Below are 24,862 nucleotides of genomic sequence, written 5' to 3' on the forward strand. Positions count from 1 at the left end.
TGACTTTCTTAGTAAAAAGTCATTTGGGGGTATTGTCTACTATTAAAGTAAATGCAAGTGTCCATGTGGAACACGAGTTTCGTTGTAGTGATTTAATTCAAACTTCTCATGGAAATACTGGAGATTATCTTCAGAAGTTTCACACAGTTGTTTAATCTCATCCATTGAATCACAGTCTTCTACAAGAACTCCGAAATCGCGATCACATGTATAATTGTAAACTACTGCAGATGGGTGTTTAGCAATCCCCATCTCACGTGCAATTTGTTGATCCGTTTGAAAAGACTCTTTTACAAAATCAGATTGACGATCGGCTTTAAACATGTCTAAGTCACCGCCAGCTTCGACTACTAGTTTTTCAGCTAGTTCTAAAGAGTAAGGAATATGATTTACAGCTACTGCTTGTTGCAAGCCTAGAAGTAAATGACGTCCTTTTTTCTTACCTTGTAGTTGGGCTGCTTTATAATCTAACGCAGCTGAATAAATATCTTCAAACAATTGATTGCGTTGCTCAATATCATGCGATGGAATATCAAACAATTTGATAAGGTGGTTGATAGTTCGCATATTAACCAGCGGAATGAAACGAAATTGAATTTTTTTATTTTCAGTTTCAACCAATTTTAAAATATCCTTTTCCACGTTGAGACAAATGCCCCCCAAAGGATTAACGAACAGATAGATTTCAATCATTCATACTTCCTCCAATTTGACCCTTTTGCGACTAGACATCATTTCTCAACTAAGTGTTCCTAATTTATCAGAAAATCTAGGAAAAATGAAATGATATGTTTTCACTATAATAACTTCTTAATCTTTCTCTTTTGAGCTTAGCATCATTCGTTGGATTTTGTTAGGTGACGGGGATTCTTTGATATTCAAAGTATCCAATAAGACAAGAAAATCGTTCTTTCCTGTAACCGCATCGTTAACTTCTAATTCCAATTCAAAATCATGTTGCTCATTGTACCAACTTTCATCTAGCGCGAGTAAACCTTGGGGAAGTTTTATTTCTGCTCGTTTAGTTGTTAAGCTGCCGATTAAACGTAAATCATTTTTGTCGATTCCTAGATTAGTCAACTTGTTAAAAACATTTCCAAAATCTGGAAGTGTTGCCAAATCAACGAGTTGTTGCGCCTCTTCAATGGAAAGTGCATCGTTGATTTCAAGTAAGCCAACTTTATCAGGGATTTTTAAAGTGATTTCTGCATTATTAGATAGTATACGAACTCTTAGACCCATATGCCTTTTCTTTAACTTAAAATCGGCAGAGTCAAAATAATAATTTGTTTGTGTAAAAAAATGTTGTTCTTTTACCTGAAAGTAGTGAACGGCGTGTGCGAACTCTTCAATAGATAATAAGGTTTTAAATTCTATTTCTAAATTCTCACTCACTATTTTTGGCCCACTTTCTTTAATTTAATTCAATTTTTGCATACTTTACCTATTTACGTCAAGAAAAGTGAACTAGAAGTTAAAAAGTTCCGTATTGTTGAAAAAATTTATACAATTTCTCAAATTACCCTATTTTTCCCGGCTCTATGGTAAAATAAGCTGTGAATCAAATTCAAAGAAATAGAGGGATTAGGATGGAGAAAGAGTGGGAGCTTTTTCTGGCACCGTATGAACAGGCTGTTGGAGAAATGAAAGTTAAGCTGCGCGGAATCCGCAAGCAGTTTCGAGAGCAAAATAAACATACACCTATTGAGTTTGTAACAGGGCGCGTGAAACCTGTAGATAGTATTTTGACGAAAGCCGCATTGCGCAATATCCCTGTTGATCGTTTAGAAGAAGAAATGCAGGATATTGCAGGACTTAGGATTATGTGCCAATTTGTTGAGGACATTCGTCAAGTGGTGGATATCATTCGCAATCGTAAAGATTTACAAATCATTCAAGAACGAGATTATATTACAAATAAAAAAGAGAGTGGCTACCGCTCTTATCATTTAGTGATCGAATACCCAGTTCAGTTGATCACTGGAGAAAAGAAGATTTTAGCAGAAATTCAAATTCGAACGCTCGCTATGAATTTTTGGGCAACGATTGAACATTCATTGAACTATAAATACCAAGGATCGTTTCCAGAAGAAATGAAGGAACGGTTGCAAAGAGCGGCTGAAGCGGCTTATCAACTGGATGAGGAAATGTCAACGATCCGTGAAGAAATTCAAGAAGCACAGCATCTGTTTTCACACGGTCGCGGGAAGTCGAAAGATAATTACTATCAAAAATTCAATGATAGCAAGGAAATAGTTGATAAAGAATAGGAGGAGTAAAATGAAAGTGGCAATCGTTCATAATCATGAACGCAAATCAAATGACGTTACACGTAATTTACTCCAACTTCTAAAAGAGAATGCCATCGAAATCGATGATCATCAACCAGATCTTGTGATTTCTGTCGGTGGGGATGGGACGTTATTATCTGCATTTCACCGATTTAGTCATCGCTTGGACCAAGTTAGTTTTTTAGGGGTTCATACAGGACATCTAGGCTTTTATACGGATTGGCGGGATTATGAATTAGAAGAACTTGTACAAAGTTTGCTTGTTCATCAGGAGCAAAGTATTAGTTATCCCTTATTGGACGTGAAAATCAGTTTTCATGGAAATAAGCCTGACAAGCATTTTTTGGCATTGAATGAATCAACAATTAAGCGGGCAAATCGCACCATGGTCGCAGATGTTTTTATTAAAGATGAATTATTTGAACGATTCCGTGGAGACGGTTTGTCTGTGTCGACGCCAACTGGCTCAACGGCGTATAATAAAAGTATTGGTGGTGCAGTGTTGCATCCAAGTATCAACGCATTTCAGCTTGCTGAGATTGCGTCATTAAACAATCGTGTGTTTAGAACGCTCGGTTCACCGATTGTAATTGCTCATACGGAGTGGGTAGAAATCAAGTTACAGGAAAGTAATGATTATTTGATTACTGTAGATCAATTAGACATTTATCAAGACGATATCAAATCGATTTATTATCGAATTGCAGATGAACGCATTCATTTTGCATCATATCGACATATGCATTTTTGGCATCGAGTAAAAGATGCCTTTATTAGTGAGGATTAATAACTTAATGGAATTTAGTTGGATAGTAGAAAAAAAAGAACCGCAGCAAGTAAAAAGTTTTCTAAAAGAGCAAGGTGTATCCAAAGGTCTTTTAGCAAAAGTAAAATTTCAAGGCGGCAAGATAGAAGTTAATCAATCCGTTGAAAATGCATTGTTCAAGCTATCTTTTGGAGATCAAGTGAAAATCACGATTCCAGATGAAAAAGAGCATGAGACATTGCTTGTAGATGATGTACCTATCGATATCGTATTTGAAGATGAGCATTACTTAGTCGTCAATAAACCAGCAGGTGTGGCATCAATACCTGCTCAATATCATCCTAATGGCACGATGGCCAATCGGGTAAAAGCGTATTACAAGAAACAACAATATAAAAATCAAGTGATTCACGTTGTGACACGATTAGATAGAGATACGACTGGTTTGATGCTGTTTGCAAAACATGGTTTTGCTCATGCTATGCTGGATCAGGAACTACGAAAAAAAGAAGTAGTCAAGATTTATCAGGCTTTAGTAGGCGGCGTTACGTCTGAGTTAAAAGAACATACGATGATTCAACTTCCAATCGGTCGAGATTTATCTTCTATTTTAAAAAGGACGATAGTTGAATCTGGTCAACAAGCAGAAACGGAATATTGGCTGATGAAACGTAAAGGGGATCAAGCGTTAGTAAATATCCAACTTCATACAGGACGAACCCATCAAATCAGAGTTCATTTTGAAGCCATTGGTTGCCCGTTGTTAGGTGATGACATGTACGGTGGTAAAATGAATAACGGAATGGACCGCCAGGCGTTACACTGCTGTCATTTACGTTTTAACCATCCTTTTACGAAGAAACGCTTAGAATTAACTTCTCCTTTAGCAGAAGATATGAGAAAAATTGTAGATCAACTTTAGATTGAAAGGAGCGGTTTGGGTGAACGAAGGCCAAGAAATGGAAGAACATTTTTCTTTGCTACTTGAAAAATTGAAAGAACAACAAATGACTGAATTTCGTGAGTTGTTCTTAGCTCTTCATATATATGAACAAGGACAATTTTACCAATCAATCGATGAAGAAGATAGAAAGCAAATTTATAGTTACTTATCACCGAAAGAATTAGCAGATATGTTTGACGTTATCGAAGAAGACAACGAGAATATGAAAGATTATATTGCTGAAATGCGTCCAAGCTATGCTGCTGAAATGTTGTCAGAAATGTATACAGATAACGCAGTTGATTTACTGAATCGGTTAGAGAAAAGTCAAAAGGCGAAATATTTAAGTTTGATGAGTACCGAAGATGCTGGTGAAATCAAAGAATTGCTTCATTATGAAGATGATACAGCTGGTTCGATCATGACAACAGAATTTGTCTCAATTGTAGCTAATCAAACGGTTCGTTCAGCAATGTATGTATTGAAAAATCAAGCAGATGTTGCTGAAACGATTTATTATGTATATGTTGTCGACCAAGAAAATCACTTAGTTGGTGTTATTTCTTTACGAGACTTGATTGTAAATGATGATGATACAATGATTTCAGATGTCTTGAGTGAGCGCGTTATTTCTGTTCATGTAGGAGATGACCAAGAAGATGTAGCGCAAACAATTCGAGACTATGACTTCCTTGCATTGCCGGTTACGGATTATGACGACCATCTTTTAGGGATTGTCACAGTCGACGATATCATTGATGTTATTGATGATGAGGCAGCTAGCGATTATTCTGGGTTGGCTGGGGTAAACGTTGAAGAGGTGAGTGAGAATCCATTTAAGGCTGCATCAAAAAGGTTGCCGTGGTTGATTACCCTCTTATTTTTAGGAATGTCCACCGCTACACTAATTAGCCATTATGAAGAGTTAGTAAGCGAAGCGAGCATTTTAGCTGTATTTATTTCGTTGATCACTGGGACTGCTGGGAACGCTGGAACACAGTCGTTAGCGGTTGCGGTTAGAAGGCTTGCTATATCTGATGAAAAAGATAATAATTTTAGCCGTTTGATCATTAGTGAAGTTTTAACAGGTCTAGTTACAGGGGCTGTAACAGGTGTGGCGATTTTTATCGTAGTTGGTGTTTGGCAACATAATTTTCCATTAGGATTTGTCATAGGTATGGCAATGTTATGCGCTATTACAGTTGCAAATCTAGCAGGTAGTTTAATCCCGATGTTGATGGATAAATTAGGGTTTGATCCAGCCGTTGCAAGTGGACCGTTCATTACAACTTTAAGTGATTTAACAAGTGTTTTGATTTATTTCAATATCGCAAGTTTGTTTATGCAATATTTTGTTTAATAAAAAAAGTACTCTCCCCAGTCGCAAGATAGGGGATTTTTTTATTTGGCACATAAAAAAGGAAATAATCAAACAGTAGTGCTTACCGCGATTATTTCCTTTATCAAATGTTTATCCGACGATTTTTGTGCCATGTAGTTCGTTGACTTGCAGAGCAGTTGCTACTGTATCGACATTTTTATCAGAAATGCCACCACCTGGTAAAATAATGATTCGATCTTGTGCGTACTCAATCAACTCTTTTAAGTGACTCACATTATCTTCTATCGGAGTTCCAGAAGGACCTCCATGAGTCAAAATACGATGTACGTCATGTTCAGCCAACCAATCAATTGCTTTAAACTGATTTTCTTTACTTAATACATCGAAAGCCATATGAAATGTGATCTGTAATCCTTCGGCAGTTTCAATCAATAATTCTAACGCTTCTTCATCTAGCCAGCCTTCTTTTGTTAAACAACCTAAAACAACACCGTCAGTTCCAATTTTTTTGGCTTCAATCAAATCGGTATGCATGATTTTAAGTTCAATATCGTTATACACAAAATCTCCGCCACGAGGTCTAATGATCGTCATTACGGGAATTGATTTTTCTCCAGCGTAAGATACAACTTCTTCGATAACACCTGTGCTAGGTGTTGTGCCACCAACAGCTAGATTATCACATAACTCGATACGTCCAGCGCCATTGCGGATAGCTGTAGGGATATTGGTGAAATTTTCTGCACAAAATTCTTTGATCATTCGTTCCACTCCTTGTTTTTTCTTCACAGGCATTGTACCACAATTCTTGCTGTTGCCAAAGTTATCTTCTCGTTGTAAGATAAATAGCGACAAGTTTGTTGGCTCGGACCAGAATTTATAGTGAATAGGAAGTAACCATATGTTGAAAAAAATTGATTTTGCTCGTAACTATTTGGAAACACATCATGAACAATTTCGTTGCCCAGTATGTAACAAGGCGTTTCAGTTACAGGGATATAGCTTGATATGTAAAGATAATCATCAATTTGATTTATCAAAAAAGGGAACAATCTATTTCCTTTCTCATAGTATTCAAACGGAATATAATAAAAAAATGTTACATCATAGAGGAAGATTGATTCAAGCAGGCATGTATCAGCCGCTATTAGAAAAAATCAGTACTACAATGGACTTAACAGGAGCTACATTGGATGTTGGCTGTGGGGAAGGAAGCTTCTTACTAGAGTTGTCTAAATTAGGGCTGAGTGGATCAAAAATTGGATTTGATATTTCAAAAGATGGGATCTATCTAGCAAGCAATCAAGCAGTTGAAGCATTTTGGTGTGTAGCAGATCTGACTAATTTACCCTTTTCAAACCAATCAATGGACACTGTTTTGAATATCTTTTCACCTTCTCATTATCAAGAATTTAAACGTGTTCTAAAAAAGGATGGAACAGTGATCAAGGTGATTCCAGAAGCAGATTACTTAAAAGAGTTACGGGCTGCATTTTATCCTGATGATGAGACGAAACAAACATACTCAAATGAGAAAGTTTTAACAAAATTTTCTAAAGAAATGGACGTTTTGGTTGATGAACGAGTGACATTTACTTTTGCAATTCCTGAAGAATATCGTTTAGATTTACTAGAAATGTCTCCGCTTGAATGGGGTGTTGCGGAAGAAGTAAAAGAAGCAATTCAAAAAAATCCATTATCTGAAATAACAATTGACGTTCGCATGTTAAAAGGAAAGATTAGATAGCGCTTACATTTGGTTAATTTGCTAAAAGGTATTGCAAAGCTCTGATAATGGTGTTATATTACATACAAGTTGTTTTTTCGTTGGTTTTTATCAGGTTCCTGTTCTGATAAAAGTTAGTGAAAAGAGCTTCACTAACGTAGCGACTCGCAGTGATTGACACCGAGGCGATACGTTTTTTTTTATGTTGATTTTAAGTACTGAACTATAAATAATGAGTCCTCAATTGAAAGGAAACTGTAATCATGACAAATCATATTGTATTATTTGAACCTCAAATTCCAGCAAATACAGGAAATATTGCCCGCACTTGTGCAGCAACAAATTCTCCCTTACATCTCATCGAGCCGTTAGGTTTCTCAACAGATGACAAGCACTTGAAACGTGCAGGTTTAGATTATTGGAACGATGTGAATATTATGTATCATAAGGATTTAGGCGCTTTTCTAACCTATTTAGAAGATCGGCCATTACATTTGATTACAAAATTTGCGAATCAAACATATAGTGAGATGGATTACACAGACAATCAAGATCATTATTTCATGTTTGGAAAAGAGACGACAGGCTTACCAGAAGAATTTATGCGTGAAAATGAAGAAAAATGTTTGCGAATTCCGATGAATGATGAACATGTTCGTTCATTAAACTTGTCAAATACAGTTGCTTTAGTTGTTTATGAAGCATTACGTCAGCAAAATTTTCCCAATTTAGAATTAAAACATCATTATGAGAATGATAAATTAGATTAATAGTAGTCGAAAAAACTGTTTCCTCACCAGTGAAGGAAACAGTTTTTTTTTACTCATGCAATTCCAACGGCAATCCATCAGGATCAAAGAAAAAGGTCATCTTCTCTCCGGTAAATGTATCTGTTCGGATCGGTTCGCAGTCAATTTCTTTCGTATTTAAAAAGGCGATAACTTCCTCGATATTATCAACTTTAAAGGCTAAGTGACGTAGGCCTAAAGCTTCTGGGTAAGAGGGGCGTTTCGGGGCATCTGGAGAGATAAATAGCTCCAATTCGTAGTTACCTAATTTCAAATCAAGTTTAATGTCATTTTTATCTTTACGTTGGTTTTCTCGAATAATATCAAAACCAAGTTTTTCGACATAAAATTCTTTAGTTTTATCATAATTAGAACAGTTGATTGCAATGTGATGAATCTGGTTAAAGAACAAAGGGATTTCCTCCTTGGCTGATTTACTTGCTAGTTTCACTTTCTTATTATAACGTACTTCTTTTTTTATACACAATCATACTGTTTCCATCCTATAAACCGCTTCGTTCGATGGAATTTTAACAGCTAAAATGATACACTAGTTAAGATAAATAAGTATACATCGAGAATAAAACGATCAATAAATAAGAATCAAGGGAGTAGAAACATGAAATTATATTTTACACGTCACGGTAAAACTGAATGGAATCAGGAACTTAGGTTTCAAGGTATGAGTGGAGATTCACCGTTGCTTCCTACAAGTTTTGACGAAATAAAATTATTGGGTCAAACGATTAAAGATGTGCCGTTTGAAAAAATTTTTTCTAGCACATCCTTGCGCGCTAGGAAAACAGCAGAAAGTATTAATCAAGAATTAGAAAAACCTGTAGAAATTATTTATACGGATGAGCTAAAAGAATTAGGACTAGGAAAATTAGAAGGTCAATCCATTGCGGACATGCGAGAGTTATACAGTGAAGAACTAGACCATATGCGTTATCAATTGGATAAATATAATCCAGAAGTATTTCAAGGAGAACCCATTGAAAAAGCCATTTCGCGCATTTCTAGTGTGGTTAATGATGCAGTTGATGAAGGGGAAGGTCCTTATCTTTTTGTAGGACATGGTGCGTCATTGACAGCTGCAATTCAGTCACTTTCAGGTAAAGGGCTAAGTGAATTGCGTAGTATGGGCGGGCTTACCAATAATAGTCTGTCAATTTTGGAAACAAAAGAGGACGAAACGAAATCAGGCTATACATTAAAGTTATGGAATGATGATTCTTTTTTACAATAAATAGTTTTTTTTGAATAAAGCGAGGTGAAATCGATGGACACATTATTTGGCGAAGGGGAAAAAGAATATGTTGTCGGACAAGTTCAGGCAATCTTTTTCCAAAATCCCAGTAATTTTTATAAAGTTTTATTAGTGAAAATAACGGATACGAATACAGATTATTTGGAAAAAGAAATCGTGACAACAGGAAGTTTCGGCCAAATCCAAGAAGAAGAAATCTACCGTTTTTTTGGGCATTTCGTTGATCATCCTCGTTATGGCAAACAATTTCAAGTTGATAGCTATCAACAAGAACGTCCAACTTCAGCAAGTGGTGTTGTAAATTACCTTTCAAGTGAAAAGTTTCCAGGGATTGGAAAACGAACCGCTGAAAAAATCGTTGAGATTTTAGGAGAAGATGCCATCGATCGGATTATTGAAACACCTGATGTTTTGGAACAAGTACCTCAATTAAATGAAAAAAAACGTCAAACGATCATTGAAACGATTCGGTTAAATCACGGAATGGAACAAGTGATTGTGGGCTTGAATCGTTATGGATTTGGTAGTCAACTTTCATTTGCGATCTATCAAACATACAAAGAAGAAACACTGGATATCATTCATGAAAATCCATATCAATTAGTAGAAGATATTGAAGGAATTGGCTTTAAGCGAGCTGACAATATAGCTGAACAATTAGGAATCGGTGCAGATTCAGATAAACGCGTTCGTGCTGCGATCACTCATGAGATTTTTCAACATTCAGTACGTTCAGGAAATACCTATGTTGAAGCCGAAATGTTGCTTCGAGAAACAATCAATACTTTAGAAGCAAGTCGTCCAGTTGAAATTTCGCTAGATCAAGTGGCCGAACAAATAATTCATTTAGTGGAAGAAAACAAGATCCAACAAGAAGGCACAAAGCTTTTTGAAAATAGCTTATATTTTTCGGAATGGGGAATTGGCACGTCAATTCAACGTTTACTTACTCGCAAAAAGGAAATCAAATACGACAAAAAAGACATTGAAAAAAATATTCGTGGCATTGAAAAACGTTTGGGGATTGTATATGGAGATTCTCAACAAGCGGCAATTGAAGAAGCAATCAAGGCACCTCTGTTCATTTTAACTGGTGGACCTGGGACAGGGAAGACGACCGTTATCAATGGCATTGTTTCTCTATTTGCTGAACTAAATGGTCTTTCACTAGATATTAAAGATTATACACAAGACATGTTTCCAATCTTGTTAGCTGCTCCAACGGGACGTGCGGCCAAACGAATGAATGAAACAACAGGACTGCCAGCGAGCACGATTCATCGTTTATTAGGATTAACAGGTCGAGAGAAAAATCCTAGTATGACGGCAAAGGAACTTGAAGGTGGGCTATTGATTGTTGACGAAATGTCTATGGTGGATACGTGGTTAGCAAATACTTTATTCAAAGCGATCCCCACAAATATGCAAGTTATTTTTGTTGGTGATAAAGATCAATTGCCTTCAGTTGGACCAGGTCAAGTACTGCACGATCTACTGCAAATCAATGAAATACCTCAAAGAGAATTGACCGAAATTTATCGGCAAGGGGATGGCTCCAGTATTATTCCTTTGGCCCATGAAATCAAGCAAGGCAGATTGCCGCAAGATTTTACAACAAATCAAAAAGATCGTTCTTTTTTCCCGAGTGATGTTTACCATATCGAAAGTTACGTCCGTCAAATCGTGACGAAAGCAAAAGCAAAAGGTTTCTCACCTCAAGATATTCAACTGTTAGCGCCGATGTATCGAGGGGCAGCAGGGATCGATGCTTTAAATAAAATGATGCAAGAGATTTTCAATCCCAATGATGGGACAAAAAAAGAAGTAAAGTGGAATGAATCAGTTTATCGTATTGGGGATAAAGTCTTGCATCTAGTCAATACTCCCGAATTAAATGTTTTCAACGGGGATATGGGAGAAATCGTTGGGATTATTTTGGCGAAAGATTCAGAAGATAAAGTGGATGAATTAGTAATTCAATTTGATAATAATGAAGTCAGCTATAAACGAAATGAATGGAATAAAATCACACTTTCTTATTGCTGTTCAATCCACAAGGCGCAAGGTAGCGAATTTAAGATGGTTATTTTACCGATGGTTCATCAGTATCATCGCATGCTACAACGTAATTTACTTTATACCGCTGTGACGAGAAGTAAGGACATGTTAATTTTATTAGGGGAAACGCAAGCATTTAATACTTGTGTGGCGAATGAATCTGCTAGTCGTTTAACGATGTTGAAAGAACGAATCACGAGCGCTGATGATATGACCTTGACGACTAGAATGCAGTTAGAAGCTTATGAAGAAGGACTAAACAAAGACCAACCATTTTCCGATACTACAGAAAATAAGCCGATTATGTATGAAGCTGCCAAAGAAAATAAGGCAGCTATAATAGAAGAAACGGCAGAGCCTATAAAAGAAAATGAAGCCCCTAAAACAGAAGCCATATCGTTATTTAGTGAACCGGCAGAAGAAGTCATTGAACAAGTTGAAGAAGAGCTGGATCGATTGTTGACCGCAAGTTTAGTTAGTGGGGAAAGTATTGATCCAATGATTGGAATGAATCAAACGACACCATATGATTTTATGAAATAATAGAGAAACTAGGAGAAACGGTTAGACGTTGTCCTAGTTTTTTCTTGCTTTGAGCCAAAGTAAGTGTATATAATGAAAAGCAACACATGAACGTGTTAGGGATAAATGAAGGTCACTATTTTGGTAGAAATGAGGGAAGTGAATGGAAAAAAAAGCGCAATCCGAAAAGATCCAAACAGATACATTTTTGGCACAAATCGGTAATCATCAAAATCCAGTTACTGGATCAATCAATACGCCAATTTATTTTTCAACGACGTATGAACATCCAACGCTAGGTGAGTCGACGGGCTATGATTACACTCGCACCAAAAATCCAACCAGAGAAGTTGTTGAATCCGCACTTGCAGTATTAGAAAACGGTGCAGTTGGTTTAGCGACAAGTTCTGGAATGAGTGCAGTTCAATTAGTATTTAGTCAATTCCCAGTAGGGAGTCAGATTGTCGCATCTAGAGATTTATATGGCGGGAGCTACCGCTATTTTAAAGAGTTAGAAAAACAAGGGATTTATCAGTTTGTTTATGTGGATGATGAAGCTGATTTTGAAAGAGCAATTACAAATAAAACAGCAGCTGTCTTTATTGAAACCCCAACGAATCCTTTAATGAGTGAAGTTTCGATAGAGAAGATCGCCATTTTCACGAAGCGCCATAATGTTCAGTTGATTGTGGATAATACTTTTTATACTCCGCTGATTCAAAGACCATTAGAGTTAGGGGCGGATATTGTTTTGCATAGTGCTACTAAGTATTTAGGTGGGCATAATGATTTACTAGCAGGAGTGGTCATTACGCGTTCAAAAGAGGTTGGAGAACGTTTAGCGTACAATCTAAATACAACGGGAGCCGTTTTATCACCATTTGATAGTTGGTTATTGATCAGAGGGATGAAGACGTTATCTTTACGGATGGAAAGACATGAAAAAAATGCGCAAGCAGTCGTTAGCTATTTGAAAACAAGCCCCTATGTCAAGGATGTGATGTATCCAGGCCGCGGAGGTATGTTAAGTTTTAAAATCAAAGATCAAAAAATGATCAAAGAATTTCTGAGAAACTTATCTATCTTTACATTTGCTGAAAGTCTTGGTGGTGTTGAAAGTTTGATCACATATCCAACCACTCAAACGCATGCAGATATTCCAAAAGAATTAAGAGAATCCTATGGCTTAACACCCGATGTATTGAGAATTTCGACAGGAATTGAAGCAGGAGCTGATTTGATAGCTGATTTAAAACAGGCATTTGAATCATTAAAATAAAAAGGAAGAGGAAAAAACAAATGCTGTTTTTTCCTCTTCTTTTACTGGCATTAAAACCAAAATAATCTTGTTTCTGTTCCGAAAGAAAGATCAGTACTTCTTTTACCCAAAATTTCACCATCTGCATGAACGTATTGTGGTACGGTGGAAACAATACGAAGTTTACTAGATTGAAAATGATGAAGGTATTTCGATTTCATATGTTTTTTTTGAATTAATAATAGAATTAACCAAAAAATTTTGAACAGGTTAATGCGTTCAACTAGCACAAAATCAAGCACTGGTTTTCTTGGATCAGCAACAGGTGCAATAGGGACACCACCACCAAAATAAGGATGCTTTGTCACTGTACATAAAAAAGCACGATCAAATTCAAGGATTTTTCCATTAATTTCAACAAGAATCGGGAAGCCTTTTTGAGAGAATAATACCTTTAAAATAGAAAAAATATAAGACAAAGACCCCATATTGAACTTGTTCAATGCATTTTTTGATGCAGAAGTATTTGCTGCATTAACAATTGCTGCATCTAAGCCAATACCGATATTATTGACCGCAAGCCCATCTTCTTCTTGAATGGACTCAGCAAAGGTGATGACCTGGATTTCTTGTGGCATTTCTGCTTTAAGCAACTGAAAAAAGGCTTTTTCCGCTTGTTTGGCAATCCCAACGCCACGAGCAAAATCATTACCAGAACCACAAGGAATATATCCGATTGGAATAGCAGCATTGAACGTGTGCAGTGCATTGATAACGCTATGCAATGTGCCATCTCCACCTAAAACAACTAAAAGCGGGAACACGTCGACATCAAGTTCAGCTTGCCAAGGAATCAGCGTGTCTGTAGCTAATTGTTGAACAATCTCTATTTCATGTCCAGCATGATCTGTATAAAAAGTCGTATAATCAATGTTCGCGGTTTGTAATTGCTTAATGATTTTTTCGGCTGTTTTACGACCGGTTCCGCTACCCGCATTTTCATTGATGACGAGATAAAAATGTTTCTTCATTTGTTTCCTCCTTGTACAAAGTCTTATTATAACAGACAAGTGAAAATATAAGAATAACGGATGCTCGAAAAATAGAAATAAGGAATGGACCGCTGCAAGAATGCCCCAATGAAGATAACCATTGTGAAATGCTCTGTTTTGAGATATAATGCCTAGGTATCATTTTTTGAGGAACGATTCCTCGACAAGGTTCATCAACCATCCCTTGTAAAAAAACTAGGAGAAAGAAGGGGAAACTATGCAAAAAACTGTTCTATCAAACAGTGAAGTAAAAGCAATTACAATGAACGGTATTGTGATGGCACTGTATCTTGGCTTAACGATTCTAGTGGCTCCTGTTTCGTCAGGACCGATCCAATTCAGAATTTCTGAAAGTCTAAATCACTTAGTCGTTTTCAATCGAAAATTGATGTGGGGTGTTTTAGGAGGGGTCGTCGTTTATAATTTTTTCTTTGGCTTCGGGGCTATTGATGCATTATATGGCGGACTACAATCCTTTATTTCGTTAGGGTTAACTGCGTTATTACACAAAAAGGTACCGAATGTTATTGCACGTTTAGCGCTGAATACGATATTTTTCACCGCAACAATGTGTATAATAGCTTTCATGTTGGCACCAAATGGTGGAGCCGCATTTTGGGGTAATTATGCAACATTAGCTCTCAGTGAATTCGCAACAATGGCAGTAGCTGCACCAGTGATGTACTGGATCAATAAATCTGTTCATTTTGAAAAACGACTTTGATCATTAAAGAAATGAGTTAGAATATTGTCTGAAAGAGATGGAGTCAAAACTGATCTGGTTTTGACTCCATCTCTTAAATTTTTTTAACCAATTTCATGAAAAACTTTACTGTTCCTGCTGGATAAATTATGATATGGTAATACAGAAGCTAAAATGTAGAGGAGTTTTTTTATAATGTTTGAATTTAAAATTGGCGTTGATGCCAAAGAACACGATAAATTTGTGGAAAGCCATCCCTTATGCAATTTATTACAATCATCTGCATGGGCAAAAGTAAAAGATAATTGGGGCTCTGAAATTGTGGGAGTTTATGAAAATGGTACCCTAGTTGCCTCTAGCTTGGTATTGATCAGACCACTACCAATGAAATTTTCGATGCTTTATACACCCCGTGGACCAATCATGGATTATACAAATTCAGAACTTGTTGCATTCTTTTTAAAAGAGTTAAAGCGATTCGGTAAGCAAAAACAAGCGTTATTTGTAAAAATGGATCCAACGGTTCATTATAAAGATTTCCACCTTGGAGCAGAACAAATCATTGATCCAATGGCACAAACAGTTATTGATAATATCGTTGCAAGTGGCGCGAAACATCAAGGTTTGACGATGGCGATGGATGCGACGATCCAACCCCGTTTTCAAGCAAATATATACAAAGAAGATTTCAGCGAAGACCAACTATCAAAAAGTACAAAAAAAATGATGAAACAAGCCCTGAAAAAAGGTGTTACGGTTAAAAAGGGGCATACTGAATTAGTTGATGATTTTGCTAAAGTGATTGAATTGACGACGGAACGTCAAAATATTTCATTGAGAAATAGCGACTATTTTGAAAAACTATTAACGATCTATCCAGAAAATTCATTTATCATGTTAGCAGAAGTAAATTTAAAAGAACGTTTTGAAGAAACTAAAAAACGCTTTGATAAAAACAAAGAAGATCTAGCGAATTTAAAAGAAAATCAAGTCAAGAAACGTCATAATTTAGAAGAACTTGATTTTTCTCTAACGCGTGAAATGACAGAATTGGAAGAAAATATCGCCCATTCCGGTGATGTTGCAGTGGTTGCTGGAGCCTTAGCAATTACCTTTGGATCAACTAGTGAGATTTTGTATGCAGGAATGGACGATCGCTACAAGCGCTATATGCCTGCATATCTAACTTGGTTTGACGCAATCAATGAATGTTTTGAAAGAGGCTGCACATCTTGCAATATGGGTGGCTTAGAAGGTAGCTTGAGTGATGGATTGATTAAGTTTAAAGCGAACTTTAACCCAACCGTAAATGAATTTATCGGTGAATTTGATTTGCCAGTCAATGGGTTATTATTTAAGGCAAGTGAATATGCGTATAAATTAAAGAAACAGAAAAAATAAAAAGATTGGGGCAGAGAATACTGTCCCAATCTTTTTTTATAGTTTTTGTGTGGCATTTTTTTTGACTAAGCGTAATAATACTGAGGCAACCCCGACAGTCGCAACTGCGGCAACGATTGCTTCTACAACACCGCTAGTAAAAATAACGGTTAAAATACCAGTATAAATAGCATTACCGCTAACACCAATACTTTGTGCATATGAATCTTTAAATAAAAAGTAAATCAAATTCATCACAAGAATCGTATTCGTTACGGAGCCAAGAAACCCCGCAATAAACAGACTAACTGTTTGAGATGTCGTTTTATTATTTGTTACCTTTTTAAGTCCCATAAAGACAAAATAAGGAACGATTCCAATAAGAATTCGAGGAACCAGAGCCACAATGATGGCTTTCCAACTACCTTGGTCAGTCCCAATCACAGGAATAAATGGGGAGAAAACAAATGAAAGTGGTGATAGAACAATCGTACTGCGAATCATACTGATGATTCCGAAAACACCGCCTAAAAATGCACCAATCTTGGGACCTAAAACAATGGATGCAATAATTACAGGGATATGCATTGTCGTTGCATTGATTGGACCAATCGGAATAAAACCTAAAAATGGAACCGCAGATAATAACAGCAAGATCGCTAAAAACATAGCTGTTAACGTAAATGTTTTTGTATTTTTCATAAATGACTCCTCAAACTTATTTGGCTAAAAATTCATTGATCGTAGTTACGATCTCCTCAACAGTAGCAAGTGCGCCACGACCAAAATCGCCACAAGCCAATAACGCTTCGCGTGGATCGATTTCATGGTATCCAAATTCTTTTAATGTCACAAGATTTCTTTGTGTAATTGGATTTTGGTACATATAAGTATTCATTGCTGGTGCGATAAATTTTGGAACATCTTCCTTTAAAGCCAACGCAACAGTTGAAAGCATATCATCGGCAATTCCATTGGCTAATTTTGCCAAAATATTAGCAGAAGCTGGAGCAACTAAAAAGAGGTCCGCTTTTTTTGCTAATTCAATGTGATTGATTTTATCTGGTGAGATCTCTTCCATAACGTCTGTATGAACCGGATTTTTTGATAATGATTGTAGTGTCAACGGTGTGATAAATTTTGTGCTGTTCGTTGTCATAATGACTTCTACATTGTACCCTAATTTAGTCAACTGACTTGTTATATCTGCCGCCTTATAAGCGGAAATACTACCAGAAATACCTAATAGTATTGTTTTCATCACTATTTCCTCCATTTTTCTTCAACTTTTTTTACAATCAGTTGGGCAATCTCATTTTTTGTCTCGGCTGTTTCAGTTTGGCCTTGCGCATCGATCAAAATTCCTTCATGTTGGTTGCCGTGAATCTTCTCAAGATCATTAGCGAAGACAAAGTCACATTTATTCTTCGTTAAAATAGCCTGTCCCACTTGTAACAATTCCTCTGTAGAAACACCAACCAATAATTTGAAACCAACAAGAATTGCTTGTGGTTGTTCGTCTTTCAACATTGAAATTATTTTAGGGTTTTTTTTCAAAAAAAGCAAGAGACGATCTGTTCCAGATGGGATTTTTTTTTCTTGTTGAATCGTTTCCCCAATTTCATCTAAGCTGTGGTAAAGTTCTTCAGTTAACTTGGCTAAATCTGTTAAGTTCCCTTTTTTTGTCAATGATTCTGCAAGTTTTTCAATAAAAAGATCTTCTGATAAAGTAGTTTCTGTTGTGAAATCACTAACCGCCATGCTGTGAATGATGCTATCAAAAGAGTGCAGCTTAAATTGAGCACGTAATGCGGATTCTAAGTCTTTTGTCGTTTCGATCTCAACCACCGTTAAATTATCTTCGCTTTTTGGGCGAAGTGCTTGAGGCGTAGTGACATACGTTACGAAGTGCCCATTTGCTAAAAAAGTTTCGCCAATCGCTTTTCCTAGTCGTCCAGTTGAGTGGTTGGTGATGGAACGAACGTTGTCGATTTTTTCAGAAGTTCCACCAGCTGTGATTAAAATATTCATATAAGAGTTGCTCCTTTTAGCTCATTTTAACGATCGTGCGACCAATATGCGTTCCTGCTTGTAATTGATTTAGAGTTTCTGAAAGTTCTTGTAAAGAAATTTCATTTGTTAATTCATAAGGGGTAACATTTAAATCAGTGGCTAAACGTTGCCAAATCACTAAACGCTCTTTCATTGGAACATTGACTGAATCAATACCTAGAAGGGTAGCGTTGCGTAAAATAAATGGCAAGACAGTTGTGTTCAAGTTGATTCCAGCTGCATTTCCACAGATTGCAATGCTTCCATCGTAACGAAGTTGTGATAACAACGCACTCGTCACATCACCACCAACAGTATCGATAGCAAAATCGATTGTTTGTTTTGATAATGGTTTGATTTTTTCTGGCATGAATTCATCTAAGAGAAGGACATCTGTTGCACCTATTTTTTTCAATGAGTCGATTGCTGATTTTTTTCGGCTTAATGCCAAGATATTTTTATACCCTAATTTTTTTAACATGGCAATAGCTAAACTTCCCACACCACCTGTTGCGCCTGTGACTAAAATCGTAGCGTCTTTATTTTGAGTTAAACCATTTTTTTCGAGTGCCTGAACAGATAATGCCGCGGTAAATCCTGCAGTACCAAAAACCATGGCCTCTTTTAAGTTTAATTCATCAGGCAAAGGAACAATCCAATCACCAGGTACGCGGGCAATCTCAGCAAATCCTCCCATATGAGTTACCCCTAAACCATATCCGGTTACTAATACTTTTTGTCCTTCAGTAAAGCGTTCATCATTAGAAGTCAAAACGGTTCCACTTAGGTCAATACCTGGAATCATAGGATAAGAGCGAATCACACCACCATTCTTTTTAACAGCTAAAGAATCTTTATAATTTACGGAAGAGTAAGCAACTTGAATCGTTACATCCCCTTGGTCTAGTGTTTCAATCGGTGTTTCTTCTGTACTTAAAGTGATTGTTTCATTGGTCTCGTTAATGATCAGAGCAGATAACTTCACAATCGTTAACCTCCTTTAGTTTGGGTTTAGTTGATTGTTACTATCATAACATATTCTGTTTTTTTTCATTGGTAAAATCGTCTTAATTTAATGTTTTAAATAGAAAAAAGTTCAGTAAACCGCCAATCACTTGAGAAGTGAAGTAAATCAGTGAATAGAGAGGTTGATAAAAGAATGTTTCCATACTAAACTAGCGTTCCAATCCAAATTATTGCGCTGGAGCTTTCGCTATTTAATAGAAAGTAGAAAAGTTAAGATTTTATAGAGTAAATGCTGAAATCTTTGCCATTTTGGGATGCGACTTAGTCAAAAATAGGTTAGAATAGGGAAGACAGCTTATATTTAGTTGCGTTCAACTAAGTAAAACGCCAAGACCTATTGTGTTGATGATAAAGTTTGAAAGGAATTCGGTTTGTTGAAGTTTAAGATTGGAATGCGAACATTTAAAACAGGTCTAAGTGTCTTTTTTTGTATCCTAGTCAGTATTTTGTTAAAACGAGAAACCTATGTTGTTGCAGCCATCACAACGGTCTTTACATTGAGAGAAGACATGGAAAATACCTTAAAATATGGTAAGCATCGTATTATTGGGAATGTAATGGGTGCATTGATGTCGGTAGTAGTGATTGCGGTATTTAATGTTTTAGGTAGAACGGAATTAGTGCAGTTGATTTTTATTCCCGTAATCATTACGTTAATGATCGCTTTATTAGCAGGTCTAGGTTATCACGAAGGAACGGTAGGTGCATGTGCCACATTACTGACGATCGTATTTATGATCCCTGCAAATCAATCATATGGTTATGCATTTGCCAGAGTTGTAGATAGTTTTATCGGTATGGGCATAGCGCTATTGGTAAATTACCTTATCCCAATGAAGATTACTAAAAAAAGATTTATAAAGCCTGTAAAAAAGAAAGAAGTGTCTGAATAGCAGACGCTTTTTTATTTTGTCAAAATTCTGTCATCAATGCTAGTATAAAGTATGAGATGATACTAAAAAAATACAAAAATATTGTAAAAATTTGTTGCTATTTTTTGAAAAATTCGTATACTAGAAAAGGTAAAATTAAACTTGTAGTTTAGTATTAGCAAACTTTTAGTTGCTTTTTCATAAAAAGAAATGAGGTGGTCTGATGGATATTGGTGAGAAGTTACGCAATTTACGCGTACAAAAAAACTTAACACAAGAAGAACTAGGCGAACGAACCGATTTGACAAAAGGGTATATTTCTCAACTTGAACGTGATTTAAGTTCACCCTCAATGGAAACATTCTTTAATATTTTAGAAGTGTTAGGTGTTACGCCCGAACAATTTTTTAGTGAACGGACATTAGAACAAAAAATTGTTTATAAAGATGAAGATAGTACTCTTTATTATGATGAAGAAAACGGCTATGAACTAAAATGGTTGATTCCAGAATCGAATGAAAAAGAGATGGAACCTATCTTGTTGACTTTTGAGAAGGATGGTCAATATAAAACGTTTGAACCTTCCTTATCAGAAACGTTTATTTATGTGATCGATGGCTCTGTTTCACTGATACTAGGTGAAGCGACATACTCTGCAAAAAAAGGACAAGCCATGTACTATCAGGCCACAGAACCTCATCAACTGATCAACCATTCAAAAGGAAAAAGTCGAGTGTTGATCGTCGCTACCGAATCGTATTTATAATCGTTATTTTAGAGAAATTAATCGAGCCCATTACACTTTTATTATAGGAGGCATCACTGATTGAAAAAAAATATTATTACGTTTGAAAATGTCGTGAAACAATATGATGATGAGAAAGTACTGAAAAATGTCAGTTTTGAAATTGAGCAAGGGAAATTTTATACTTTACTTGGTCCTTCTGGTTGTGGAAAAACAACAATATTACGGATCTTAGCTGGTTTTGCGGATGCAACGGAAGGAGATGTTTACTTTGATGGACAAAGAATCAATGATGTACCAGCAAATAAACGTCAAGTGAATACCGTCTTTCAAGATTACGCTTTGTTTCCTCATATGAATGTTTTTGACAATGTAGCATTTGGCTTGAAAATTAAAAAAATATCAAAAAAAGAGATTGAAAAAAAAGTCAAGGATGCTTTGCGCATGGTGCAATTACCTGGTTACGAGACAAGAGAAATAAGTGAAATGTCAGGTGGTCAACGCCAACGTGTAGCAATCGCTCGAGCGATTGTGAATGAACCGAAGGTATTGTTATTAGATGAACCATTATCTGCCTTAGATTTGAAATTGCGGACAGATATGCAGTATGAGTTGCGAGAACTGCAACAGCGATTAGGAATTACTTTCATTTTTGTTACTCATGATCAAGAAGAGGCCTTAGCAATGAGTGATGAAATCTTTGTCATGAACAAAGGACACATCGTGCAAAGTGGTACGCCCGTGGATATTTATGATGAACCAATCAATCATTTTGTCGCTGATTTTGTTGGTGAAAGTAATATTGTTAACGGGACAATGATCGAAGATAATTTAGTGGAATTTGTTGGAAAACGTTTTGAATGTGTGGATGGCGGTATGCGCCAAGCGGAACCAGTTGAAATCATGCTTCGTCCAGAAGATTTGACAATCACAACTGCAGATAAGGGGAAATTAGTGGTAACGGTCGACACGCAATTATTCCGTGGCGTACATTATGAAATTATTTGTCACGATGATGATCACAATGAGTGGATGGTCCATTCAACTAAAAAAGCAATTGAAGGTGCTAAAGTCGGACTGTTTTTTGAACCAGAAGATATTCATGTGATGCGTTTCAACGAGTCTGAAGAAGATTTTGATGCTCGTCTAGAAAGCTACGAAGAATAGGAGGAGTAAGAATGAAAACAATGCGTCGGATTTATTCGATCCCTTATATGATGTGGCTATTATTATTTGTGATTGCACCTGTTTTGATGATCATCTACCAATCTTTTTTTGACATGAATGGACATTTTACCTTAGAGAATTATCAAACTTATTTTACTTCGGGTACCTATTTGAGTATGACGCTGAATTCTGTATGGTATGCTTTTTTGATCACGTTATTTACATTTTTGATCAGTTATCCGACAGCTTATTTTTTAACAAAGTTAAAGCATAAACAACTATGGTTGATGTTAGTGATTTTACCGACGTGGGTGAATCTCCTGCTGAAAGCTTATGCATTTATTGGCATTTTTAGTATTCATGGAAATATCAATCAGTTTTTAGGGTTTATCGGCATCGGACCACAGCAAATATTGTTTACAGATTTTAGCTTTTTATTTGTAGCGACGTATATTGAAATTCCATTTATGATCTTACCTATTTTTAATGCACTAGAAGAATTGAACCCATCGCTGATCAGTGCAAGTCGTGATTTAGGTGCTAATAGTGTTGAAACATTTCAACGAGTAATTTTTCCACTTTCTCTAAACGGTGTGAAAAGTGGAGTTCAAGCGGTTTTTATTCCGTCACTTTCTTTATTCATGTTGACTCGTTTGATTGGTGGAAATCGGGTAATCACGTTAGGAACAGCTATAGAAGAGCATTTTATGGTCACTCAAAACTGGGGAATGGGATCAACGATCGGTGTGATTTTGATTGTGGCGATGTTTATCGTGATGCTATTGACGGGTGAGAAGAAGAAAAAGGGGCGGGTGAAATGATAAAGAAAAAATTCAAGTGGTCTTACCTATACTTAATCATCGTTTTTGCTTTATTGTATGCACCTATTTTTTATCTGATTTTTTATTCATTCAATGACACGGATACGATGAATAAATTTACTGGGTTCACCTTAGCAAATTATACCGCTGTTTTTGAAGATACTCGTCTTTTGATCATTGTGTTGAATACCTTTTTACTAGCATTTCTATCTGCACTATTAGCAACGATCATCGGTACGTTTGGTGCGATGGGAATCTATTACACGAGACGCAGAAAAACAAGAACGACTTTAATGAGTTTTAATAATATATTACTTGTATCACCTGATGTTATCATCGGGGCTAGCTTTTTGATTTTCTTTACAGCAGTTGGGTTTATCAGCTTAGGATTTACTAGTGTTTTATTATCACATATTGCATTTAGTATCCCGATCGTAGTTTTGATGGTACTGCCCAAACTACAAGAGATGAATGATTCAATGGTCGATGCCGCTCGTGACCTTGGGGCAAATAATGTGCAAGTAATCAAAAATATTATTTTACCTTTTTTATCACCAGGAATCATAGCAGGCTATTTTATGGCTTTTACGTATTCGTTAGATGACTTTGCAGTGACTTTTTTTGTTACAGGAAATGGTTTTTCAACACTTTCAGTGGAGATTTACTCTCGTGCAAGACAAGGAATTAGTTTAGAAATCAACGCTCTAAGTGCATTAGTATTTATTTTTTCTATGATTTTAGTGATTGGTTATTATTTCATCAGCCAAGACAATACATCAAAACGCGTGAAGAAAATGCGCCGAGAACAAAGTGAGGTGGCTAATCTGAAATGAAAAAACTACAATCATTACTCATTGGTATTCTAGCAATCATTTTGATTCTATTTTTGGGTGTTCATCAATTGGAGAAAGCCAGTGGAATGGCTGGTGCTGATACCTTGACGATATACAATTGGGGCGATTATATCGATCCAGATTTATTGCGTAAATTTGAAAAAGAGTCAGGCTATAAAGTAAACTATGAAACGTTTGATTCAAATGAAGCGATGTTTACAAAAATCCAGCAAGGTGGAACAGCGTATGATATCACGATTCCTTCTGAATATATGATTCAAAAAATGATGAAGGAAAAAATGCTGTTGCCAATAGACCAAAAAAAGCTGAAAGGATTAGAAAACCTCGATGAACGTTTTTTGAATTTAGATTTCGATCCGCAAAACCACTACTCGATTCCTTATTTTTGGGGGACGTTAGGGATTATTTACAATGACAAATTTATAGGCGAAGATGAAATCAAGCATTGGGATGATTTGTGGAAACCTAAATTGAAAGATAATGTCATGTTGATTGATGGTGCTCGTGAAGTATTAGGCTTATCTTTAAATAGCTTAGGATACTCTTTAAATAGTAAAAATAATCAAGAGTTGCGTCAAGCAACCGACAAATTAAATAATCTTACGACAAACGTCAAGGCAATCGTTGCTGATGAAATCAAGATGTATATGATAAATGAAGAGAGTGCCGCCGCTGTAACGTTCTCTGGTGAAGCAGCTGAAATGCTTGATGGCAATGAGCATCTGCATTATGTCATTCCTTCAGAAGGCTCAAATCTTTGGTTTGATAATATTGTGATTCCAAAGACAGCAAAAAATATTAAAGGCTCATATGATTTTATCAATTTCATGCTCAGACCTGATAATGCAGCACAAAATGCAGAATATATTGGCTATTCCACCCCAAACAAAGCGGCAAAAAAATTATTACCTGCGGAAATTTCAAGTGATGAACAGTTTTACCCAAATGATGAAGTAATCAAAAATTTAGAAGTTTATGAAGATCTAGGGGCAAAATATTTGGGCATCTATAATGACCTATTTCTTGAGTTTAAAATGTATCGAAAATAATGACTATTAAAATCTCTTATTTGATCAGTATTAATTCGCTGATCAAATAAGAGATTTTTTTAAAAGTGTGGCAAATCGTTATAAAAGGGACATTATTTGTCCGAAACATGAATTTTTTTCGAAACTTTCCAATCTTTTGAGTTAAGTACAAGATTTTCCCCTATACTTATGGTAAAA

The 24,862-nt window shown here is 36.1% G+C and carries 26 protein-coding genes and 1 riboswitch; of the genes, 17 read left to right on the forward strand and 9 right to left on the reverse strand.

Annotated features, from left to right (window positions below; translation table 11 throughout):
• Positions 1-42 precede the first annotated feature (42 nt).
• Together I586_RS08315 and I586_RS08320 are read right to left on the reverse strand one after the other, a co-directional pair.
• Positions 43-693 carry a ClpXP adapter SpxH family protein gene (locus tag I586_RS08315; RefSeq protein ID WP_010765590.1) on the reverse strand — a complete coding sequence of 217 codons (651 nt, stop codon included), beginning with the start codon at positions 691-693 and terminating at the stop codon, positions 43-45.
• Positions 694-810: 117 nt separating this feature from the next.
• Positions 811-1,395, reverse strand: coding sequence for a CYTH domain-containing protein (locus I586_RS08320; protein WP_010765589.1), 585 nt, complete (start codon positions 1,393-1,395; stop codon positions 811-813).
• Positions 1,396-1,589: 194 nt separating this feature from the next.
• Between I586_RS08320 and yjbM the strand changes: the two genes are divergently transcribed.
• From yjbM to mgtE, 4 genes are read left to right on the forward strand one after another with little or no spacing between them, the layout of a single operon-like run.
• Positions 1,590-2,270 carry a GTP diphosphokinase gene (gene yjbM / locus I586_RS08325; RefSeq protein WP_010765588.1) on the forward strand — a complete coding sequence of 227 codons (681 nt, stop codon included), beginning with the start codon at positions 1,590-1,592 and terminating at the stop codon, positions 2,268-2,270.
• A gap of 10 nt (positions 2,271-2,280) precedes the next feature.
• On the forward strand, positions 2,281-3,078 hold the full coding sequence (locus I586_RS08330) for an NAD kinase (RefSeq protein WP_010765587.1): 798 nt from the start codon (positions 2,281-2,283) through the stop codon (positions 3,076-3,078).
• Between the two features lie 7 nt (positions 3,079-3,085).
• Positions 3,086-3,979, forward strand: a complete 894-nt coding sequence (locus I586_RS08335) for an RluA family pseudouridine synthase (RefSeq protein ID WP_010765586.1) — start codon at positions 3,086-3,088, stop codon at positions 3,977-3,979.
• Positions 3,980-3,998: 19 nt separating this feature from the next.
• Positions 3,999-5,360, forward strand: a complete 1,362-nt coding sequence (mgtE, locus tag I586_RS08340) for a magnesium transporter (RefSeq protein ID WP_010765585.1) — start codon at positions 3,999-4,001, stop codon at positions 5,358-5,360.
• A 111-nt stretch (positions 5,361-5,471) separates the two neighbouring features.
• Here mgtE and I586_RS08345 read toward each other — a convergent pair whose 3' ends face one another.
• Positions 5,472-6,104, reverse strand: coding sequence for a copper homeostasis protein CutC (locus tag I586_RS08345; protein ID WP_010765584.1), 633 nt, complete (start codon positions 6,102-6,104; stop codon positions 5,472-5,474).
• A 139-nt stretch (positions 6,105-6,243) separates the two neighbouring features.
• Between I586_RS08345 and I586_RS08350 the strand changes: the two genes are divergently transcribed.
• Positions 6,244-7,089: a methyltransferase domain-containing protein gene (locus I586_RS08350; RefSeq protein WP_010765583.1), complete on the forward strand. Its 846-nt coding sequence runs from the start codon at positions 6,244-6,246 to the stop codon at positions 7,087-7,089.
• Between the two features lie 242 nt (positions 7,090-7,331).
• Positions 7,332-7,838, forward strand: a complete 507-nt coding sequence (gene trmL, locus I586_RS08355) for a tRNA (uridine(34)/cytosine(34)/5-carboxymethylaminomethyluridine(34)-2'-O)-methyltransferase TrmL (RefSeq protein WP_010765582.1) — start codon at positions 7,332-7,334, stop codon at positions 7,836-7,838.
• A gap of 49 nt (positions 7,839-7,887) precedes the next feature.
• Here trmL and gloA2 read toward each other — a convergent pair whose 3' ends face one another.
• Positions 7,888-8,268, reverse strand: coding sequence for an SMU1112c/YaeR family gloxylase I-like metalloprotein (gloA2, locus tag I586_RS08360; RefSeq protein WP_034702089.1), 381 nt, complete (start codon positions 8,266-8,268; stop codon positions 7,888-7,890).
• A gap of 207 nt (positions 8,269-8,475) precedes the next feature.
• Here gloA2 and I586_RS08365 point away from each other — a divergent pair, with 207 nt between their 5' ends.
• The 3 genes from I586_RS08365 to I586_RS08375 all read left to right on the forward strand — a co-directional run bounded on the left by I586_RS08365 (position 8,476) and on the right by I586_RS08375 (position 12,985).
• Positions 8,476-9,105 (forward strand): histidine phosphatase family protein, encoded by a 630-nt coding sequence (locus tag I586_RS08365; protein ID WP_010765580.1) that lies wholly within the window; start codon positions 8,476-8,478, stop codon positions 9,103-9,105.
• A 33-nt stretch (positions 9,106-9,138) separates the two neighbouring features.
• On the forward strand, positions 9,139-11,727 hold the full coding sequence (gene recD2, locus I586_RS08370; protein ID WP_010765579.1) for an SF1B family DNA helicase RecD2: 2,589 nt from the start codon (positions 9,139-9,141) through the stop codon (positions 11,725-11,727).
• 142 nt (positions 11,728-11,869) lie between these two features.
• Positions 11,870-12,985, forward strand: coding sequence for a PLP-dependent transferase (locus tag I586_RS08375; RefSeq protein ID WP_010765578.1), 1,116 nt, complete (start codon positions 11,870-11,872; stop codon positions 12,983-12,985).
• 50 nt (positions 12,986-13,035) lie between these two features.
• On the opposite strand, the gene I586_RS08380 is transcribed toward I586_RS08375, so the two are convergent.
• The gene (locus I586_RS08380) at positions 13,036-13,995 is read right to left on the reverse strand and encodes a diacylglycerol/lipid kinase family protein (protein ID WP_010765577.1); all 960 of its coding nucleotides are present in this window, start codon (positions 13,993-13,995) and stop codon (positions 13,036-13,038) included.
• 180 nt (positions 13,996-14,175) lie between these two features.
• A riboswitch (PreQ1 riboswitch) is annotated at positions 14,176-14,221 on the forward strand.
• Positions 14,222-14,233: 12 nt separating this feature from the next.
• On the opposite strand from I586_RS08380, the gene I586_RS08385 reads away from it, so the two are divergent.
• Positions 14,234-14,740 (forward strand): QueT transporter family protein, encoded by a 507-nt coding sequence (locus I586_RS08385; RefSeq protein ID WP_010765576.1) that lies wholly within the window; start codon positions 14,234-14,236, stop codon positions 14,738-14,740.
• A 174-nt stretch (positions 14,741-14,914) separates the two neighbouring features.
• Positions 14,915-16,120, forward strand: coding sequence for an aminoacyltransferase (locus I586_RS08390; RefSeq protein WP_010765575.1), 1,206 nt, complete (start codon positions 14,915-14,917; stop codon positions 16,118-16,120).
• A 36-nt stretch (positions 16,121-16,156) separates the two neighbouring features.
• Here the strand turns inward: I586_RS08390 and I586_RS08395 are convergent, their stop codons facing one another.
• The 4 genes from I586_RS08395 to I586_RS08410 are packed head-to-tail and all read right to left on the reverse strand — an operon-like array spanning position 16,157 to position 19,139.
• Complete coding sequence (locus tag I586_RS08395) at positions 16,157-16,801, reverse strand: ECF transporter S component (protein ID WP_010765574.1); 645 nt, start codon at positions 16,799-16,801, stop codon at positions 16,157-16,159.
• Positions 16,802-16,817: 16 nt separating this feature from the next.
• Positions 16,818-17,360: a phosphopantothenoylcysteine decarboxylase gene (gene coaC, locus I586_RS08400; protein WP_010765573.1), complete on the reverse strand. Its 543-nt coding sequence runs from the start codon at positions 17,358-17,360 to the stop codon at positions 16,818-16,820.
• Positions 17,361-17,362: 2 nt separating this feature from the next.
• The gene (coaB, locus tag I586_RS08405; protein WP_010765572.1) at positions 17,363-18,130 is read right to left on the reverse strand and encodes a phosphopantothenate--cysteine ligase; all 768 of its coding nucleotides are present in this window, start codon (positions 18,128-18,130) and stop codon (positions 17,363-17,365) included.
• A 16-nt stretch (positions 18,131-18,146) separates the two neighbouring features.
• Entirely contained in the window at positions 18,147-19,139 is a 993-nt protein-coding gene (locus I586_RS08410) for an oxidoreductase (RefSeq protein WP_034702095.1), read from the reverse strand.
• Positions 19,140-19,551: 412 nt separating this feature from the next.
• On the opposite strand from I586_RS08410, the gene I586_RS08415 reads away from it, so the two are divergent.
• The 6 genes from I586_RS08415 (at position 19,552) to I586_RS08440 (ending at position 24,685) form a co-directional block, all read left to right on the forward strand.
• Positions 19,552-20,070, forward strand: coding sequence for an FUSC family protein (locus I586_RS08415; protein WP_010765570.1), 519 nt, complete (start codon positions 19,552-19,554; stop codon positions 20,068-20,070).
• Positions 20,071-20,272: 202 nt separating this feature from the next.
• On the forward strand, positions 20,273-20,815 hold the full coding sequence (locus tag I586_RS08420; RefSeq protein ID WP_010765569.1) for a helix-turn-helix domain-containing protein: 543 nt from the start codon (positions 20,273-20,275) through the stop codon (positions 20,813-20,815).
• Between the two features lie 60 nt (positions 20,816-20,875).
• Complete coding sequence (locus I586_RS08425) at positions 20,876-21,961, forward strand: ABC transporter ATP-binding protein (RefSeq protein WP_010765568.1); 1,086 nt, start codon at positions 20,876-20,878, stop codon at positions 21,959-21,961.
• Between the two features lie 11 nt (positions 21,962-21,972).
• The gene (locus I586_RS08430) at positions 21,973-22,782 is read left to right on the forward strand and encodes an ABC transporter permease (protein WP_010765567.1); all 810 of its coding nucleotides are present in this window, start codon (positions 21,973-21,975) and stop codon (positions 22,780-22,782) included.
• Positions 22,779-23,615 (forward strand): ABC transporter permease, encoded by an 837-nt coding sequence (locus I586_RS08435; RefSeq protein WP_010765566.1) that lies wholly within the window; start codon positions 22,779-22,781, stop codon positions 23,613-23,615. Before I586_RS08430 ends, I586_RS08435 begins: the two co-directional genes overlap by 4 nt.
• Positions 23,612-24,685, forward strand: a complete 1,074-nt coding sequence (locus I586_RS08440; protein WP_010765565.1) for an ABC transporter substrate-binding protein — start codon at positions 23,612-23,614, stop codon at positions 24,683-24,685. Before I586_RS08435 ends, I586_RS08440 begins: the two co-directional genes overlap by 4 nt.
• The last annotated feature ends 177 nt before the right edge of the window (positions 24,686-24,862 follow it).

This window comes from Enterococcus moraviensis ATCC BAA-383 (genome assembly GCF_000407445.1).
GTDB lineage: Bacteria > Bacillota > Bacilli > Lactobacillales > Enterococcaceae > Enterococcus_L > Enterococcus_L moraviensis.

Bases quoted from the DNA above. Each gene is read 5' to 3' on its own strand.
- I586_RS08315 (WP_010765590.1), bottom strand. From the start codon at position 693: ATGATTGAAATCTATCTGTTCGTTAATCCTTTGGGGGGCATTTGTCTC.
- yjbM (WP_010765588.1), top strand. From the start codon at position 1,590: ATGGAGAAAGAGTGGGAGCTTTTTCTGGCACCGTATGAACAGGCTGTT.
- I586_RS08330 (WP_010765587.1), top strand. From the start codon at position 2,281: ATGAAAGTGGCAATCGTTCATAATCATGAACGCAAATCAAATGACGTT.
- I586_RS08335 (WP_010765586.1), top strand. From the start codon at position 3,086: ATGGAATTTAGTTGGATAGTAGAAAAAAAAGAACCGCAGCAAGTAAAA.
- I586_RS08345 (WP_010765584.1), bottom strand. From the start codon at position 6,104: ATGATCAAAGAATTTTGTGCAGAAAATTTCACCAATATCCCTACAGCT.
- I586_RS08350 (WP_010765583.1), top strand. From the start codon at position 6,244: ATGTTGAAAAAAATTGATTTTGCTCGTAACTATTTGGAAACACATCAT.
- trmL (WP_010765582.1), top strand. From the start codon at position 7,332: ATGACAAATCATATTGTATTATTTGAACCTCAAATTCCAGCAAATACA.
- I586_RS08365 (WP_010765580.1), top strand. From the start codon at position 8,476: ATGAAATTATATTTTACACGTCACGGTAAAACTGAATGGAATCAGGAA.
- recD2 (WP_010765579.1), top strand. From the start codon at position 9,139: ATGGACACATTATTTGGCGAAGGGGAAAAAGAATATGTTGTCGGACAA.
- I586_RS08375 (WP_010765578.1), top strand. From the start codon at position 11,870: ATGGAAAAAAAAGCGCAATCCGAAAAGATCCAAACAGATACATTTTTG.
- I586_RS08380 (WP_010765577.1), bottom strand. From the start codon at position 13,995: ATGAAGAAACATTTTTATCTCGTCATCAATGAAAATGCGGGTAGCGGA.
- I586_RS08385 (WP_010765576.1), top strand. From the start codon at position 14,234: ATGCAAAAAACTGTTCTATCAAACAGTGAAGTAAAAGCAATTACAATG.
- I586_RS08390 (WP_010765575.1), top strand. From the start codon at position 14,915: ATGTTTGAATTTAAAATTGGCGTTGATGCCAAAGAACACGATAAATTT.
- I586_RS08395 (WP_010765574.1), bottom strand. From the start codon at position 16,801: ATGAAAAATACAAAAACATTTACGTTAACAGCTATGTTTTTAGCGATC.
- coaC (WP_010765573.1), bottom strand. From the start codon at position 17,360: ATGAAAACAATACTATTAGGTATTTCTGGTAGTATTTCCGCTTATAAG.
- coaB (WP_010765572.1), bottom strand. From the start codon at position 18,130: ATGAATATTTTAATCACAGCTGGTGGAACTTCTGAAAAAATCGACAAC.
- I586_RS08420 (WP_010765569.1), top strand. From the start codon at position 20,273: ATGGATATTGGTGAGAAGTTACGCAATTTACGCGTACAAAAAAACTTA.
- I586_RS08430 (WP_010765567.1), top strand. From the start codon at position 21,973: ATGAAAACAATGCGTCGGATTTATTCGATCCCTTATATGATGTGGCTA.
- I586_RS08435 (WP_010765566.1), top strand. From the start codon at position 22,779: ATGATAAAGAAAAAATTCAAGTGGTCTTACCTATACTTAATCATCGTT.
- I586_RS08440 (WP_010765565.1), top strand. From the start codon at position 23,612: ATGAAAAAACTACAATCATTACTCATTGGTATTCTAGCAATCATTTTG.